Origin of the sequence: Mesorhizobium humile (genome assembly GCF_033977215.1) — a bacterium.
Lineage (GTDB): Bacteria > Pseudomonadota > Alphaproteobacteria > Rhizobiales > Rhizobiaceae > Mesorhizobium > Mesorhizobium humile.
Window position 1 is genome coordinate 149,723 of sequence record NZ_JAVIIV010000012.1, and the last position, 15,593, is coordinate 165,315.

Annotated in this window: 19 protein-coding genes; 9 read left to right on the top strand and 10 right to left on the bottom strand. The window is 63.4% G+C overall.

What is annotated here, in order from left to right:
* Positions 1–58: 58 nt before the first annotated feature.
* Both RFM52_RS19205 and cysE read right to left on the bottom strand, forming a co-directional pair.
* Positions 59–262 (bottom strand): DUF3126 family protein, encoded by a 204-nt coding sequence (locus RFM52_RS19205; RefSeq protein ID WP_027166457.1) that lies wholly within the window; start codon positions 260–262, stop codon positions 59–61.
* A 150-nt stretch (positions 263–412) separates the two neighbouring features.
* A complete protein-coding gene (gene cysE / locus RFM52_RS19210; RefSeq protein ID WP_320295912.1) occupies positions 413–1,261 on the bottom strand; it encodes a serine O-acetyltransferase in 849 nt (282 codons plus the stop codon).
* A gap of 121 nt (positions 1,262–1,382) precedes the next feature.
* Between cysE and RFM52_RS19215 the strand changes: the two genes are divergently transcribed.
* Entirely contained in the window at positions 1,383–1,988 is a 606-nt protein-coding gene (locus RFM52_RS19215) for an HD domain-containing protein (protein ID WP_320295913.1), read from the top strand.
* Between the two features lie 95 nt (positions 1,989–2,083).
* Positions 2,084–3,049 carry an agmatinase gene (speB, locus tag RFM52_RS19220; protein ID WP_320295914.1) on the top strand — a complete coding sequence of 322 codons (966 nt, stop codon included), beginning with the start codon at positions 2,084–2,086 and terminating at the stop codon, positions 3,047–3,049.
* Between the two features lie 37 nt (positions 3,050–3,086).
* Here speB and RFM52_RS19225 read toward each other — a convergent pair whose 3' ends face one another.
* The 4 genes from RFM52_RS19225 to RFM52_RS19240 form a co-directional block, all read right to left on the bottom strand.
* Entirely contained in the window at positions 3,087–3,587 is a 501-nt protein-coding gene (locus tag RFM52_RS19225) for a GNAT family N-acetyltransferase (protein ID WP_320295915.1), read from the bottom strand.
* 15 nt (positions 3,588–3,602) lie between these two features.
* Positions 3,603–4,370 (bottom strand): alpha/beta fold hydrolase, encoded by a 768-nt coding sequence (locus RFM52_RS19230; RefSeq protein ID WP_320295916.1) that lies wholly within the window; start codon positions 4,368–4,370, stop codon positions 3,603–3,605.
* A gap of 12 nt (positions 4,371–4,382) precedes the next feature.
* The gene (locus RFM52_RS19235; RefSeq protein WP_320295917.1) at positions 4,383–4,883 is read right to left on the bottom strand and encodes a DUF192 domain-containing protein; all 501 of its coding nucleotides are present in this window, start codon (positions 4,881–4,883) and stop codon (positions 4,383–4,385) included.
* 114 nt (positions 4,884–4,997) lie between these two features.
* Positions 4,998–5,591, bottom strand: coding sequence for a cold-shock protein (locus RFM52_RS19240; RefSeq protein WP_320295965.1), 594 nt, complete (start codon positions 5,589–5,591; stop codon positions 4,998–5,000).
* Between the two features lie 260 nt (positions 5,592–5,851).
* Between RFM52_RS19240 and gloA the strand changes: the two genes are divergently transcribed.
* On the top strand, positions 5,852–6,292 hold the full coding sequence (gloA, locus tag RFM52_RS19245; protein ID WP_320295918.1) for a lactoylglutathione lyase: 441 nt from the start codon (positions 5,852–5,854) through the stop codon (positions 6,290–6,292).
* Between the two features lie 116 nt (positions 6,293–6,408).
* Positions 6,409–6,696: a DUF2218 domain-containing protein gene (locus RFM52_RS19250; RefSeq protein WP_320295919.1), complete on the top strand. Its 288-nt coding sequence runs from the start codon at positions 6,409–6,411 to the stop codon at positions 6,694–6,696.
* Positions 6,697–6,707: 11 nt separating this feature from the next.
* Here RFM52_RS19250 and RFM52_RS19255 read toward each other — a convergent pair whose 3' ends face one another.
* Together RFM52_RS19255 and ilvA are read right to left on the bottom strand one after the other, a co-directional pair.
* A complete protein-coding gene (locus RFM52_RS19255; protein ID WP_320295920.1) occupies positions 6,708–7,268 on the bottom strand; it encodes a DUF1697 domain-containing protein in 561 nt (186 codons plus the stop codon).
* Positions 7,265–8,521 (bottom strand): threonine ammonia-lyase IlvA, encoded by a 1,257-nt coding sequence (gene ilvA / locus RFM52_RS19260; RefSeq protein WP_320295921.1) that lies wholly within the window; start codon positions 8,519–8,521, stop codon positions 7,265–7,267. Before ilvA ends, RFM52_RS19255 begins: the two co-directional genes overlap by 4 nt.
* Before the next feature lie 276 nt (positions 8,522–8,797).
* Here ilvA and RFM52_RS19265 point away from each other — a divergent pair, with 276 nt between their 5' ends.
* Both RFM52_RS19265 and RFM52_RS19270 read left to right on the top strand, forming a co-directional pair.
* Positions 8,798–9,832, top strand: a complete 1,035-nt coding sequence (locus RFM52_RS19265; protein ID WP_320295966.1) for an alpha/beta hydrolase — start codon at positions 8,798–8,800, stop codon at positions 9,830–9,832.
* A 107-nt stretch (positions 9,833–9,939) separates the two neighbouring features.
* Positions 9,940–11,106, top strand: coding sequence for an alpha/beta hydrolase (locus RFM52_RS19270; RefSeq protein ID WP_320295922.1), 1,167 nt, complete (start codon positions 9,940–9,942; stop codon positions 11,104–11,106).
* A 12-nt stretch (positions 11,107–11,118) separates the two neighbouring features.
* On the opposite strand, the gene ade is transcribed toward RFM52_RS19270, so the two are convergent.
* Positions 11,119–12,936: an adenine deaminase gene (gene ade / locus RFM52_RS19275; RefSeq protein WP_320295923.1), complete on the bottom strand. Its 1,818-nt coding sequence runs from the start codon at positions 12,934–12,936 to the stop codon at positions 11,119–11,121.
* A gap of 137 nt (positions 12,937–13,073) precedes the next feature.
* Here ade and RFM52_RS19280 point away from each other — a divergent pair, with 137 nt between their 5' ends.
* The 3 genes from RFM52_RS19280 to RFM52_RS19290 all read left to right on the top strand — a co-directional run bounded on the left by RFM52_RS19280 (position 13,074) and on the right by RFM52_RS19290 (position 14,952).
* A complete protein-coding gene (locus RFM52_RS19280; protein ID WP_320295924.1) occupies positions 13,074–13,925 on the top strand; it encodes an alpha/beta fold hydrolase in 852 nt (283 codons plus the stop codon).
* Between the two features lie 79 nt (positions 13,926–14,004).
* Positions 14,005–14,190: a hypothetical protein gene (locus tag RFM52_RS19285; RefSeq protein ID WP_320295925.1), complete on the top strand. Its 186-nt coding sequence runs from the start codon at positions 14,005–14,007 to the stop codon at positions 14,188–14,190.
* 96 nt (positions 14,191–14,286) lie between these two features.
* Positions 14,287–14,952, top strand: coding sequence for an outer membrane protein (locus tag RFM52_RS19290; protein WP_320295926.1), 666 nt, complete (start codon positions 14,287–14,289; stop codon positions 14,950–14,952).
* Positions 14,953–15,196: 244 nt separating this feature from the next.
* Here RFM52_RS19290 and RFM52_RS19295 read toward each other — a convergent pair whose 3' ends face one another.
* A complete protein-coding gene (locus RFM52_RS19295; RefSeq protein ID WP_320295927.1) occupies positions 15,197–15,424 on the bottom strand; it encodes a hypothetical protein in 228 nt (75 codons plus the stop codon).
* Between the last annotated feature and the right edge of the window lie 169 nt (positions 15,425–15,593).

A 15,593-nucleotide genomic window follows, 5' to 3' on the forward strand; every position in this document is an offset into this window, starting at 1 on the left:
CTGTGGGTTGCGGCCGGCCGGGCAGCGTTGCCGCGCACCGGCCGCAGCTGTTGCTGGCCTAGGCCAGATCGATGTCGAGAATGGCCATCGAGAAATTATAGTCGCCGTCGTCCTCGTCCTTGAAGACGATGCCGAGGAATTCGTCGCCGACATAGACCTCGGCCGAGTCTTCCTTGCGCGGACGCGCCTTGACCTGCAGCTTGGGGTTCTGGAAAACGCGCTTGAAATAGGCGTCCAGCTTTCTGATCTCGTCAGGCTTCAAAAGTCTTCTCCGAAATGTCGGCCTTGTTCGTTGGAACGCGCTTCTGACACGCCAACAATGGCCATGTAAAGGCAAGCCGGTACAATTGCATGGGACAGGTCGGCCGAAAACCGGCGGCCCGATTTCGGCAGTTCCCGACGACGACGGAAGTCAGATGTCGAAGCTGACCACGTGGTCCATGCTCTGCGACGGCAGGAGCTGGTCCATCTGCCGCGAAGGCTGGTCGCAGCCGGTTTCTCCGACGACCCGGGCGGGCACGCCGGCCACCGTCTTGTTGTGCGGCACAGGCGACAGCACGACCGATCCGGCCGCGATCTTCGAGCAATGGCCGACCTCGATATTGCCGAGGATCTTGGCGCCGGCGCCGATCAGCACGCCGCGGCGGATCTTCGGATGGCGATCGCCATTGGCCTTGCCGGTGCCGCCCAGCGTCACCCCGTGCAGGATCGATACGTCGTCCTCGATGACGGCCGTCTGGCCGACGACCAGGCCCGTGGCATGGTCGAGGAAGATGCCCTTGCCGATGCGGGCGGCCGGATTGATGTCGGTCTGGAACACCGAGGACGAACGGCTCTGCAGGTAGAGCGCGAAATCCCTGCGGCCCTGGTTCCACAGCCAATGCGCCAGCCGGTGCGTCTGGATGGCGTGAAAACCCTTGAAATAGAGCACCGGCATGATGAAGCGGTCGCAGGCCGGATCACGGTCGTAATAGGCCTGGATGTCGACGCGAACCGTCGTGCTCCACTCCGCATCGTCGTCCAGCATCGCCTTGAAGGTCTGGCGGATGAGATCGGAACCGATGTCCTGATGCGCCAGGCGTTCGGCCAGCCGGTGGATCACCGCTTCTTCCAGGCTCTCCTGGTTGAGGATGGTCGAATACAGGAAGGCCGCGAGCAGCGGATCGCGGTTCACCGCCTCCATCGCCTCGTCGCGGATCGACCGCCAGATCGGGTCGACCGGCTGCACCGTGCTGGGGCGGGCAATCGTAATGCTGTTCATCGACGCTCTCCGGCCTTGCTCATTCTCCGGCGGCACATATAGGCCAGATCATAGCACGGTTGAACTCAATTTTCCTTAGTGCTTTGTCAAATGGACATGGTTCACGCGGATTCAAGCGACGATGGAAAACGAACCCTTGATCGACGAAGCGCTGAAAAGCGAGCTTGCGGCGCTCTACCAGGCCCCGGATCGCCACTATCACGGCTTGGCCCACATAGAAGCTATGCTTGCGCTGGCAACCGAATACCGGCACCTTCTCGACGATCCGGAGGTCGTCGAAGCGGCGATCTGGTTGCACGACGCCATCTATGACAGCCGCGCCAAGGACAATGAGGCAAAAAGCGCCGAACTGGCCGAAAAAAGGCTCGCCGGGCGCGTAAATCCTCACCGCCTTGCCCGCATAGCGGCGATGATCAACGCCACCGCCACCCACCAGTTGCCCCCGTTCCGCGACGAAAACGCGCTCAACGATGCGGCGCTTTTGCTCGACATGGATCTGGCGATCCTCGGCGCCGGACCCGCCATCTTCGATGCTTATGAAAAGGCGGTCCGGCTGGAATATGGCTGGGTCGAGGAGCCGATGTGGCGCGCCGGTCGAGCCGCCGTCCTGAAGAGTTTCCTCGCCCGGCCGAGGATTTTCAACACGCAAATATTCCGCGATCGGTTCGAGGCGCGGGCCAGAAAAAACCTGAGCCGATCGCTGGAAGCGCTGCAAGGCCAGCCTTGATAGGCCCACAAGCCCGCTGGGCTTTGCCTCTATGCCTGAATCCCGGGCCCTGCGATCACTATAGGAACGTGAACCGCTTCGGAGTGGCCCACACCATGCAAAACAGCTTCTTTCAACCTGTCGACGCCGCGCAGGTGCCGCGATTTGCCGGGCTTTCCACCTTCATGCGCCTGCCGGCCGTGCCGAGCGCGAAGGGGCTCGACATCGCCCTTGTCGGGATTCCATGGGACGGAGGCACGACCAACCGGGCCGGCGCCCGCCATGGTCCGCGCGAAATCAGGAACCAGTCGAGCCTGATGCGCCGCGTCCACCACGTCTCGGGAACCGAGCCGTTCAGCATCGCCAACGTCGCCGATGTCGGCGACCTGTCGGTCAATCCCATCAACCTGCTCGACGGGCTGAAGCGCATCGAGGACGGCATTGCCGCGATCGTGGCCGACGGTGCCTTGCCGCTGGCAGCCGGAGGCGATCATCTGACGACGCTGCCGGTGCTGCGCGCCGTGGCCGGCAAGGCGCCTATCGGCATGGTTCACTTCGACGCGCATTCCGACACCAACGATCGCTATTTCGGCGACAATCCCTATACGCACGGGACGCCTTTCCGTCGCGCGATCGAGGAAGGGCTGCTCGACCCCAAGCGTGTGGTCCAGATCGGCATCAGAGGCTCGATCTACGAACCGGGCGAGCACGACTGGGCAACGTCGCAGGGCGTACGCATCATCTATATGGAAGAGTTCGTCAGACGCGGCGCCGCTTCCGTCATGCAGGAAGCGCGCGATCTTGTCGGCGACGGCCCGACCTACGTGACGTTCGACATCGATTGCATCGATCCGTCCATGGCCCCCGGTACCGGCACGCCGGAGCTCGGCGGCTTCACGACGCGCGAGGCGCAGGAGATGGTTCGATTGCTCGACGGATTGAATTTCGCCGGCGCCGATGTCGTCGAGGTCGCGCCTCCGTTCGATCTTGCCGGCATGACGGCGCTGGCCGGCGCGACGATGATGTTCGAGCTGCTGTGCGTCATGGCGAGATCCCTCGCCGGCAGGCGGGCTCGCGCCTAGGGCAATTCGGAGAAAAGCGCGCAGCGCCCCTTTCCGGCTAATCCGGAAATGTCTCGATCCTTTCGGCATAACCTCTGAAACCAGCACGCCCGTAAACCGCCTGGGCCGCCGGATGATCATAGGTATCGGTGTGAAGCCAAAGCCTTTGCGGGCCATGCGACCATGCCGCGCGCAACGCTTGGTCGAGCAGGAACGGCCCCAATCGCTTCCCTTGAAAGGCCGGAACCAATCCGAAATGAGCGAGCTCGATGGCCGCTTCGCCGACGTTGTTGAACTCGCAGATGCCCGCGGGCTCGCCGGCGACGCGCAGCACATGGATATGCGTCGAGGCGCTGGCAAGCAGCGTTCCGAGTTCTGGTTCCAGCATGCGCAGGCGCTGGTCCCATTGCACCGGTCCGCCGACCGCGCGGTAGAGATCGAGATAGCTGGAAAGATCGAGCCTCTCGCGCGCCACGATGGCGTCGGGCGACGGCGACGCAAGCGGCGCGTCCTGCGGCGGCGCCAGCATCTCCATATAGGTGACGAGAAGATCGACCACCGGAGCGCCCCGCGCTCAGAGCGGGTTTTCGGCGTAGAACTCGAGCACGCGCTGCTTGAAGCTCTTGTCGCCAACGGCGAGCATGTGGTCGCGGCCCTCGATGTGAAACGCCCTGGCGTTGGGCATCAGGGCCGCAAGCTCGTCCGGCGAGCCACCAATGTCATCCTTGGTACCGACGGCGATCAGCGTCGGCTGGGCGATACGAGCCATGTCGTCCTCGCTGAGCAACTCGCGCGACTTGGCAATGCAGGCGGCGAGCGCGCGCCGGTCGCTGCGCGTCTGGTCGGCGAAGGCGCGGAACGAGCGGCCGCGGGGATGCGTGGTCTGCGAGGGGTCCTCCGCCAGCAGCGCCGCCGCGATCGGGTCCCAGTCGCCGACGCCGTCGACCATACCGATGCCGAGGCCGCCGAACACCAGCGTCGCGACCTTCTGAGGATCGGAGAGCGCCAGGAAAGCCGAGACGCGCGCCCCCATCGAATAGCCCATGACATGCGCGCGCTCGATGCCGAGATGATCGAGCAGCGCGGCCGCGTCGGAAGCCATCTTCTGCGGCGTGTAGTCGGCCTCGTCATAGCTCTTCGATGACGCGCCGTGGCCGCGATGGTCGAAGGCAATCGCCCGGTAGCCGGCGTCGTTAAGCGTCTTGAACCAGCCCGGGGAGACCCAATTGACATAGTGGCTGGAGGCAAAGCCGTGGATCATCAGCACCGGGTCGCCATGCCCAGGGGCCGGCTGGCGATCGAGATAGGCAAGCTCGAAACCGTCATGCGAAAAGAATTGCATCGAAATGGCTTTTCAGTTGGAACCCGCGCCCGCGGCGATAGCCGGATGGCGCAAGAGGTCCCCTTCCTTGATGCCGTCCCTGGCGGCCGTGCCTGCCTTGAGCTCAAGCACGAAGCGCACCGGCTGTCCCGGCGAGATGATCGCTTCGGATTCGGGCTCGCCGCGCTTGATAGCCTTGATCCTGCCGTCCTGGCCGACAAAGATGAGGTCGAGCGCCATCGGCGTGTTCTTCATCCAGAAATCCACCTCGTCCGTTCTTTCGAAGACGAACAACATGCCGTGATCCTCGGCCATGGTCTGCCGAAACATCAGTCCCGCCTCGCGTTCGGCGGAGGTATCGGCAATCTCGATGGAGAAGGAACGCTCGCCCGAACCGGTCGACACCACAAGCGGTGTCCGGTCGATGGGCAGCAGCATCGCATCGGCCGAGCTCGGCTTCGCGGCGATGAAACAGGCGGCGAAAACGATCGCGGCGCAGAGCGCGCCCGCAGTCAGCCAATTGCGATGAGCCATGGGGTACCTCGTCCAGACGCTCGTCCTAAACCATGATCCGCGGAAGTGGAACCGGTTTTCGGACAAAACGGTCGTGCCGCGGCAGAGGGCCTTTCGACTGCGTCGAGAGGCCGCTTAGTGCGAGACCGACAAAGTACCCATATCGGGGTGGATTTCGGCGGCCATAAGGCCTTTGTCGCCGCGTCCGAAGCGGACGAGAACGACCTGGCCGGGCCGAAGCTCGGTTATGCCGTAGCGCCGCAGCGTCTCCATGTGGACGAAGATATCTTCCGTCCCCTCGCCCCGCGTCAGGAAGCCGAAACCCTTGGTGCGGTTGAACCACTTGACCAAGGCCCGCTCGAGGCCGCTCTCCGGGTTGACGATAACGTGGGTGCGCTGTTCCTGCTCCGCCGGGTGGACCGCCGTCGAGGCATCCATGGAAAGGACACGGAAAGCCTGTAAGCCGCGCTCGCCCTGTTTCACCAGGCAGACGACCCGCGCGCCTTCGAGCGCCGTCTGGAAACCGTCCCTTCGAAGACATGTCACATGGAGGAGGATGTCACCCGAGACGCCGTCATCCGGAAGAATGAAGCCGTAGCCCTTGGCCACGTCGAACCATTTGATAGCGCCGGCGATTTCGACAAGCTCGGCGGCGTCGCCGCCATTGTCCCGCTGCAAGGCGTCGTCAAGGCTTCCGTCCCGCCTCGTGAAAGAGGCCTTTTCCCCCATAAGAATGCCCCCTTTTTCTAACTGAACTGCAACTGATTCTTGCCAAGAGATTAACACTGCGGCTTCCGGGGTGTGCAAGGGCTGACGTGCCTTTTTTCACCGTTCAGCACTGGAAAGGCTGAAATGTTGTTTGCCGGCACTTCCGGAAGCCGAAATCGCGAGGCTTGAAATCGATCGTGCCGCCTCTTTTGTCGGACGATTGCCCTTTCACCGGGTGGCCCCTATGGTGCCCGCAACCCCAACACTTTGAGGAAGCCGCCATGCGCTATCTGCACACAATGGTCCGCGTCGCCGATATCGACGAGTCGCTCGATTTCTACTGCAACAAGCTCGGCCTGAAGGAGGTGCGCCGCTACGAGAACGAGCAGGGCCGCTACACGCTGATCTTCCTCGCCGCATCGGAAGACGAGCAGAGCGGCATCGATGAAAAGGCGCCACTGGTCGAGCTAACCTACAATTGGGATCCGGAAGATTATAAGGGCGGCCGCAATTTCGGCCATCTCGCCTATGAGGTCGACGACATCTACGCCACCTGCCAGAAGCTGATGGACAATGGCGTGACCATCAATCGTCCGCCGCGCGACGGCAACATGGCCTTCATCCGCTCGCCGGACGGCATCTCGATCGAACTTCTGCAGAAGGGCCCCGCCAAGGCAAAGGCCGAACCATGGGCCTCGATGCCGAATACGGGCGCTTGGTAATCGCTGATCCCGTACCGATTTGGCGGGTGGCATTCCGCCAAGCGCTGCCTATCTATCTGCCAATGGCGCCGGTCTCCCCAGGCCGGCGTTTTTCTTCAACCCGCCGGGAGTATTCCATGCCGATCAGCCGCGCCGATGTCGCCACCGAACATGCCAGCCGCTATCTGCAGCAGCTCTGCAAGCACTGGTCGCATAAATTCCCGGTCGAATTCGACCCGCAGCACGGCGCCATCCAGCTCTCGATCGGCCGCACCGTGATGGACGCCGACGACAAGGCGCTCCATATCGCGCTCAATGCCGACGATGCAGCCTCGCTGGAACGGCTGGAGAGCGTGGTCGCCGATCACATCAAGCGCTTCGCCTTCCGCGAGGAACTCACCTTCGACTGGCAGAAGGCCGCCTGAGCGGCTGACGATCAGCCGCCCGCCTTGCCCGCCATCTCTAGCAACGCCAGCACGCTGCGCCAGTTGCGCGCCGTGCCAGGCACCTTCAGCGTTCGACCAATGAGATTGGCGAACACGGATTTGCCGAGACCATCTGGCGCATTGAGGTAAAGCACGTCGCCCTTGATCTCGAAGCGCTCGGGGCCGGTGCATTTCTCCGCCAGCCGCTTGGCCTCCTCGGCGGTCGGCTCGCGCTCCAGCACGTAGGCGTGCAGTTTGGTCGGCTCGTCGGTGATCTCTGGATAGGGGTTGTCCTTCACCAGCCGCTCGAACCAGCCGGCGTCGCGCACCATGATGCGCGAATTGAAGCCCCATTTCTCCTCGAAGGCCGCTTCCAGCGCGCTGGTCAGCGACGCCGCATCGCCTTTCTTCGCGCGAAACACGACATTGCCGCTCTGCACATAGGTTGCGACACCGGTGAAGCCGAGGTCTTCGAAGAACGACTTCAGCTCCGCCATCTTGACGATGCGGTTGCCTCCGACATTGATGCCGGAAAACAGCGCCACGAACACGGTGCCTTCATTCGCGCTCATATGATGAATCCCGCCAGCGTCTCGTTATCGGTGATGTCCTGATACTGCACGCCCTCGGCGTCGAAATTAGCTTTCAGCAGGTCGAAATTGCGCCGGTCCTTGGTCTCGATGCCGATCAGTACCGAACCGAAATTGCGCGCCGACTTCTTCAGATACTCGAAGCGCGCGATGTCGTCGTCGGGCCCGAGCATTTCGAGGAAGTCGCGCAGCGCGCCCGGCCGCTGCGGGAAGCGGATAATGAAATACTTCTTCAAGCCCTCGAAGCGCAGCGCCCTCTCCTTGACGTCCGGCAGCCGTTCGAAGTCGAAATTGCCGCCGGAGACGACGGCGACAATCGTCTTGCCCCTGATCTCCTTGCGCGAAAAATCCTTGAGCGCGTCGATCGCCAATGCGCCGGCCGGCTCCAGCACCACGCCCTCGACATTGAGCATCTCGATCATCGTCGCGCAAAGCCGGTTCTCAGGGACGAGCCTGACGGCATCGGCGGTAAACTCCTTGAGATGGCGCAGCGGTTCGCGGCCGATTTCGGCCACCGCGGCGCCGTCGACGAAATTGTCGACCTTTGCGAGCTTGACCCGCTTGCCGCCGGCAAGGCTCTCCCGCAGGCTCGGCGCGCCCGCCGGCTCGCAGAACACGAAGCGCGGGTCGCGATGCTGGTCGGCGAAATAATGCGTCACTCCGGCAGCCAGGCCGCCGCCGCCCACGGGCAGCATGACGATGTCGGGCGCGCGGGCGCCCGGCATCTGGAACGCGATCTCGTAGGCGACCGTCGCCTGGCCCTCGATGATGTCCTTATGATCGAAAGGCGGCACCATATGCGCGCCGGCGGCCTCGGTGAATTCGAAGGCGGCGCGGTAGCAATCGTCGAAGAAGTCGCCGACTAGCCTGATCTCGACGAAGTCGCCGCCGAACAGCCGCGTCTTGTCGATCTTCTGCTGCGGCGTCGTCACCGGCATGAAGACAACGCCCTTTTTGCCGAAATGCCGGCAGACGAAAGCGAAGCCTTGCGCGTGATTGCCGGCCGAGGCGCACACGAACAATTCCGCATTGTTGCCGGCGGCGAGCGCCTTGCGGAAGAAGTTGAAGGCGCCCCTGATCTTGTAGGAGCGCACGGGCGTCAGGTCCTCACGCTTCAAAAGGATGCGGGCGCCAGTCTTCTTCGACAGATAGTCGTTCTCCTGCAGTGGCGTTTCCGGGAAGATTCCGCGGATCGCTTCGGCAGCCACGGCAACACGGGCGGAAAAACTGTTCACCGAAAATCCCTCGTTTCGATCGCCGGCACGCGGCGGAATGGCCATTGCCGGTGCCGGAAAACCTTCCTGCCGCCCTTTTGGCTTTCGCGCAACAGTGCGATGGCCGTCGCCCGACGCCGAGCCAATTTCCGCTGGACACGACTTACTTTGGCCGCACTTGGGCTGTCCGGGAGGTTTTCGCGGAGGTGGGCGGCCAATCGTGGCCGGAGTGGAAATGCCAGTGGAAGTGTCGACGTGCGGTTGAAGACAATTCTGATCATCGCCTTTGCCCTGCTGATGGCGGGCTGCGCGGGCCAACAGACGCAGGAAATCCTCGGCAGCGTCGTCGTGCCGACGCAGGCGACCGAGATCGCCGGCAACCACTCGATCTTCATCGCCACCACCCGCAAGCGATCCGACGACCCGAACAAGGTCTTCGACGGCGAGCGCTCGGCGACGCTCAACTATGCGCGCGTCAACGTCACCGTTCCACCGGTTCACCAGACCGGCCAGATCGAGCGCCGGTCGCGCGGCACATCGAACGACCCGACGAAGTATTTCATGGCCTCCGAAGTCGTCGGCTACGACACGCAGCCGAAATTCGCCAGCGCCCTCAACGCCGATATCGACGCCCGCGGCGGCCGCGTCATGGTTTTCGTCCACGGCTACAACACCGGCTTCGACGATGCCGTCTACCGGTTGACCCAGATCGTCCATGATTCCGGTTATCCGGGCACACCGGTGCTGTTCTCCTGGGCTTCCGGCGCCAAGACCACCGACTATGTCTATGACAAGGAAAGTGCGGCCGCCGCCCGCGACCAGTTGGAAGTGACGCTCAGGATGCTGGCGCAGACCGGCGCCCGGCGCATCGACATCGTCGCCCATTCGATGGGAACCTGGGTGACGATGGAGACTCTGCGCCAGCTCGCCATCACCGGCGACCGCGATCTCAGCGGCAAGCTCGGCGACGTCGTGCTTGCCTCGCCCGACATCGACGTCGACGTCTTCAAGAGCCAGATGCGCCGCTATGGCAAGCCGGACAAGCCCTTCATCCTGCTCCTGTCGGACGACGACCGGGCGCTGAGGCTCTCCGGCCTGATCGCCGGCTCGCGGCCGCGCGTCGGCGATTATCGGGATGCCGACGACCTCGCCTCCTACGGCGTCACGGTCGTCGACCTCTCCAAGATCAAGGGCAATGACAGCTTCAACCACACCAAATTCGCCGACAATCCGATGATGGTGCAGATGATCGGGCAGCGGCTGCGCGAGGACGACGGCTTCGCCAGCGATCGCGATGTGACGGACCGCATCCGCCAGTTGGCCGCGCAGTAACCCTATCGGTGCGGGTTTTCCGCATCGCACGGACTTTGAACTGGACCCGGCAGCCCTCTGGCTTTATCGAAGTAATAGAGAGGTTTGCCACCCTTGGGGGACCCCGGGTGACTGTGCATGTGAAGATCGTTGTCGTCCTTGCATTCGCGCTCGCCCTCGCCGCCTGCGCCGGTCCCACGCACGATCTGCTCAACCGCAAACCTGTCTCCACGCCTGCCTCCGACATCATCGCCGCCAGGCATGAGATCTTCGTCGCCACGACCCGCCAGCAGGCGACCAAGGATCCGCGCCAGGTGTTCGACGGCGACCGTTCGCTGACCACCAGCTACGCCCGTGTCGACGTCACCGTGCCGAAGATCCACCAGGTCGGCGCGATCGAGCGCGCCAAGGGCTCGGCCGACGCCAACCCGGCCAAGCAATTCACCGCCACCGACGTCGTCCACTATGGCGACGCGCAGCAATTCGCCAAGGCCGTCGGCGCCGACATTTCCTTGCGCGGCGACCGCGCCCTGGTGTTCGTGCACGGCTTCAACAACGGTTTTGACGACGGCATCTACCGGCTGACGCAGATCGCGCACGACACCAACTATCCGGGCACCCCGGTGCTGTTCTCATGGGCATCGAGCGCCAAGGCGACCGGCTACATCTACGACAAGGACAGTTCGACCGCCGCGCGCGACGACCTCGAGGCGACGCTCAGGATGCTTGCCAAGACGAAGGTCAAGAGCATCGATATCATCGCCCATTCGATGGGCACCTGGCTGACGATGGAGGCGCTGCGCCAGCTCGCCATCACCGGCGACCGCGATCTCGGCGGCAAGCTCGGCTACGTCATCCTCGCCTCGCCCGACATCGACGTCGATGTCTTCAAGAAGCAGATGATCCGCTACGGCAAGCCCGACAAGCCTTTCGCCATCCTGCTTTCGGGCGACGACCGGGCGCTTAAGCTGTCGAGCTTCATTTCCGGCGACAAGCCGCGCGTCGGCGACTATGGCGACGCGGCCGACCTCGCCAATTACGGCGTGACGGTCGTCGACCTGACCAAGATCAAGGGTGGCGACGGCGGCCTGAACCATGCCAAGTTCGCCGACAATCCGATCCTGGTGCAATTGCTGGGCAACCGGCTGCGCACGCCGGCCGGGCTTGCCTCGGACGAGCCCGACCCGGCGCAGCTCAACAATATCGGCCAAGGCCTCGGCAAGGCGGTCGGCTCGGTCGCCGAGGTCGTCATCACGACGCCGTTCAAGGTCCTGACCATCGCCACCGGCGGATAGCCGGCGAACGCCTCAGATAAAAAGATCCACTTTCTGGAACGTCGTCACGTCGACAAGGCCGACGTCCGATATCCTGAGCTCCGGAATGACCACCAACGCCAGCAGCGAGTGCTGCATGTAGGCGTTGTTGAGCGAGCAGCCGACCTTGCGCATGGCCTCGGTCAGTTGCTCGGCCTTCGCCGCGACGATCTCGGCGCGTTCGTCGGACATCAGGCCGGCGATCGGCATCTCGACCAGCGCCAGTTCCTTGCCCTTGGAATAGAGCACCACGCCGCCGCCGACCTCGCTCAGCCGGTTGACGGCCAGGGCCATGTCTTCCTTGTTGGTGCCGACGACGATGATGTGGTGCGCGTCATGCGCCACGCTGGACGCCATCGCGCAGTCCTCCACATAGCCGAAGCCGGAGACGAAGGCGTTGGTGACGCCGCCCGTGCCGCGATGGCGCTCGACCAGGGCGATCTGGCAGATGTCGTTGCGCCGATCCATGGCGACCAGCCCGTCCTCGACGGCGAGATCGGCCTCCAGCGCCCGCGTCGGCGCCTGGTTCTCGATCACGCCGATCACCCGCGCGCGCACCTCGTTGGCGCCTTGCGGCGCGGAAATGTCAAAATCCTTCGCCGCGAGCGTCTTGCCGAGCTTGACCGTGTTCTTCGCCGATTGCGGATAGTCATAGGCGGGAATGTCGATCTCGAGCCTGCCGGCCTTCGCCAGCCGGACGCCGCGGGCATAGACCTCGTCTATGGTCATCTGGGCAAGGTCCGAAACGATCAGCAGATCCGCCAGCCGTCCAGGCGCGATGGAGCCGATCTCGCGTTCCAACCTGAAATGCTGCGCGGTGTTGAGCGTCGCCATCTGGATCGCCGTCACCGGCTTCAGGCCCTGGCCGATCGCATGCCGCACCACCCGGTCCATATGGCCTTCATGCACAAGCGTGCCGGAATGACTGTCATCGGTGCACAGGATGAAGTTGCGCGGGTCGATGCCGCCTTCGGTCACCGCCTTGATCTGCGCCGCGACATCGTACCAGGCCGAACCCAGCCTCAGCATCGCCTTCATCCCCTGGCGCACGCGCGCGATCGCGTCCTCGGCGCGCGTGCCTTCATGGTCGTCCTCCGCCCCGCCCGCGACATAGCCATGGAACGGCAGGCCGAGATCGGGCGATGCATAATGCCCGCCGACCGTCTTGCCGGCCTTGACCGTCTCGGCGATCTCGCCCGACATCACCGGATTGTTGGCGGCGACCCCCGGGAAATTCATCACTTCGCCGAGCCCGATGATGTTTTCCCAGGTCATGGCCTCGGCCACGTCGGCGACCGTCAATTCGGCGCCGGCATGCTCCAGCCCCGGCGCCGAGGGCACGCAGGACGGCATCTGCACATGCACGTTGATCGGCATCGCGACCGCCTCGTCATGCATCAGCCGCACGCCCGGCAGCCCGAGCACATTGGCGATTTCGTGCGGATCGATGAACATCGAGGTGGTGCCATGCGGGATGACCGCGCGGCAGAACTCCGTGACCGTCACCATGCCGCTCTCGACATGCATGTGCGCGTCGCAGAGGCCGGGCACCAGATAGCGCCCGCCGGCATCGACGACCTTCGTCCCCTGCCCGATGGCATGGCCGGCATTCGGCCCGCAATAGGCGAAGCGGCCGGCGGCAACAGCGATATCGGTGCCGGGGATGATCTCGCCCGAATGGACATTCACCCAGCGACCGTTGCGGATGACCAGGTCCGCGGGTTTTCGGCCCATCGCGACATCGACCAGATGTGTCGCCACCTCCGTCCACGGCTTTGGCTTTGCGGCGTTTGTCGGCTTGGCGTTGGTCATTGGCTGAGTCCTCTATGTCGGCCAGTTTGGCAAATGTCGGCGCCCGGAGCCAGAGCCGTCCGCCGGGCATCCGGCGCTTGTTGACTATTCCAGGCAAAAGGCGATGCTGACCGCGGAGCCGTCCATCGGAGGGGAAGATGATCCGTTTCTGGAAAGCGTTCGCCACCATCGTCCTGTTGGTCGCGTCGACCGCCCTCGCCACCGCCGAAGAGCGCTGGCTGACCTTGCCGGAGCCGGCTGTGATGCCCAAGCCGGACGACAGCGGCTATGCGCCGGTCAACGGCATCCAGATGTACTACGCCGTGTTCGGCAAGGGCGACCCGGTGCTGCTCATCCACGGCGGCCTCGGCCACGCCGACATCTGGGCAAGCCAGGTGGCGACGCTCTCCAAGACCCACCAGGTCATCGTTGCCGACAGCCGCGGCCACGGCCGCTCAACCCGCACCGAGGAACCCTTTGGCTACGATCTCATGGCGTCGGACTACCTGGCGCTGCTCGACCATCTCAAAATCGAAAAGACGGCGCTCGTCGGCTGGAGCGACGGCGGCATCATCGGCATCGACATCGCGCTTCATCATCCGGAGCGTCTGACGAGACTGTTCGCGCAGGCCGCCAACGTCACCACCGACGGCGTCGACCCAGGCGTGCTGACCAACAAGACTTTTGCCGCCTATATCGACCGCTGCGGCCGCGACTACAAGAAACTGTCGAAGACTCCCGATCAATATGAAGCCTTCGTCGCGCAGATCAGCCACATGTGGGAATCCCAGCCCTCCTGGACAAAGGAGGAGCTGGCCAAGATCACCACGCCGACAGCCGTCGTTGCCGGCGATCATGACGAGGCGATCAAGCGGGCGCATACCGAATACATGGCCTCGGTCATCCCTGGCGCGAAGCTGATCATCCTGCCCAATGCAAGCCACTTCGCCATGCTGCAGGCGCCGGACGAGTACAGCCAGGCGGCGCTGGATTTCATCGACGCCAAATAGATAGCGTCTTGAGCAGTCATCGACATGCCCGCTCTCTGGCCACTCGGATCGGCGTGAGATGGCTCAGACCGTCAGGTTCATGATCTTCGTGCTGTCGGCGGCTCTTGCCGGCCTGGCGTTCTTTGCCCTGCATTCATTTTGGACGTGGGCCGCGCCGATCCTGGTCTTTGTCGCCGGCTCCATTATCGCCGAATTCGCCTTCAACAGGCTGGCCTCGCCGGAGCAGAAGCAGCGCGACCTGGAAGACCGCGCGCGCGACCAATGACGTAAACCACTGTTGCAGATATACAATTCCGTTTCGCGGCGATTGCGGCTAGTCTGCGCCGAGGAGTCTTTCGAAACCGCCATTTCGGAGTGCTCGATGCGTCGATTGACGCTTGCCAGTGCCGGCTTTCTTGCTCTGCTGTCCGGGTCAGCCGGAGCGGCGGATTTGGGTAGCGATCTGCCGATGACCGCGCCCGGCTTCGACTGGACCGGCTATTATGCCGGCATGCAGGCCGGCTATGGCTGGGGCCGGTCCGAAATCACCGGCGACGATGGCGGCCCGTTTTCGGTGAAGCCCGACATCAACGGTGGTTTCGTCGGCGGCCATGTCGCGGGACTATGGCAGTTTGACCAGGCCGTGCTCGGCGCCGAGGCCGACCTCAACCACGCTTCGATCGACGGCACCGCCAACGCCGGTCCGGCAAACACGTTCGGCACGGACATCAAGTGGTTCGGATCGATCAATGCCAAAGCCGGCTACGCCATGGATCGCGTGCTGGTCTACGGCATAGGCGGCGTCGCTTTCGCCGGCATCGAGACCTCGCAGGCGGCAGGCTCGGCCTTTGCCCAAACGCGCACGAGCACCGGTTGGACGCTCGGCGCCGGCGTCGACTATGCCTTGACCAACAATGTCGTCGTCGGCGCGCAATACCGCTACTACGATTTCGGCAAGGAGCATTTCGACGCTTCGGACACTTTCACCGAGCGCGACCAGGACGTGAAGCTGCAAACGCTGGGCGTGAATTTCAGCTATAAATTCTGAGGCTTGCGGCGCCCTGTCGATGCGCAAGGCCTACCGCCTCATGTCTTGAAAATTCAGGTGGCCGGCGCCCGCAGGGGGCGGGGGAATGGGTAGGGGCCTGATAGACGCCGGCCACGGCGGATCGATCCGCCGCGTGCAAACATGAGCGTTCCCGCGGCAGACCGTAATTCCGCGATCGCGCCACTTTGCCACCCTATGGACGAACTTGGCCGATATGCTTCGCCGAAAGGTTGCGGCCGGTCGGTCAGGAGCCGAGCGAAACCTTCTTTCCCTCGGGCATCGCCTCGAGGCATTCCTCCAGCCGTCGAAGCCGCGCCTTTTGCCAGCGCAGCGCGTGCGCGACTTCATGCAGGTTCCATTTGGCCTTCGAATTGGCGGCCTCGATCAGGCCGCGTTCGAGCCGACCGATCTCGTTGCGCAGTTGCTGCGCCTCGGCCTCCCGCAGCCCCTTGATCCAACCTGCCCCGCGCATGGTTCCACCATCAAAGCCAACCAGATGCTCGCACACAAACGCTAATGAGATCGGTTTGGAGTGCCTAGTATTTTAAATATCGCTAATATTACATTGCTCGGCGAAGGATCAGGACAGCGGCCATACAAAGTCCAACCGATCCGAAACATGGCTTGACGGCTCATATCAG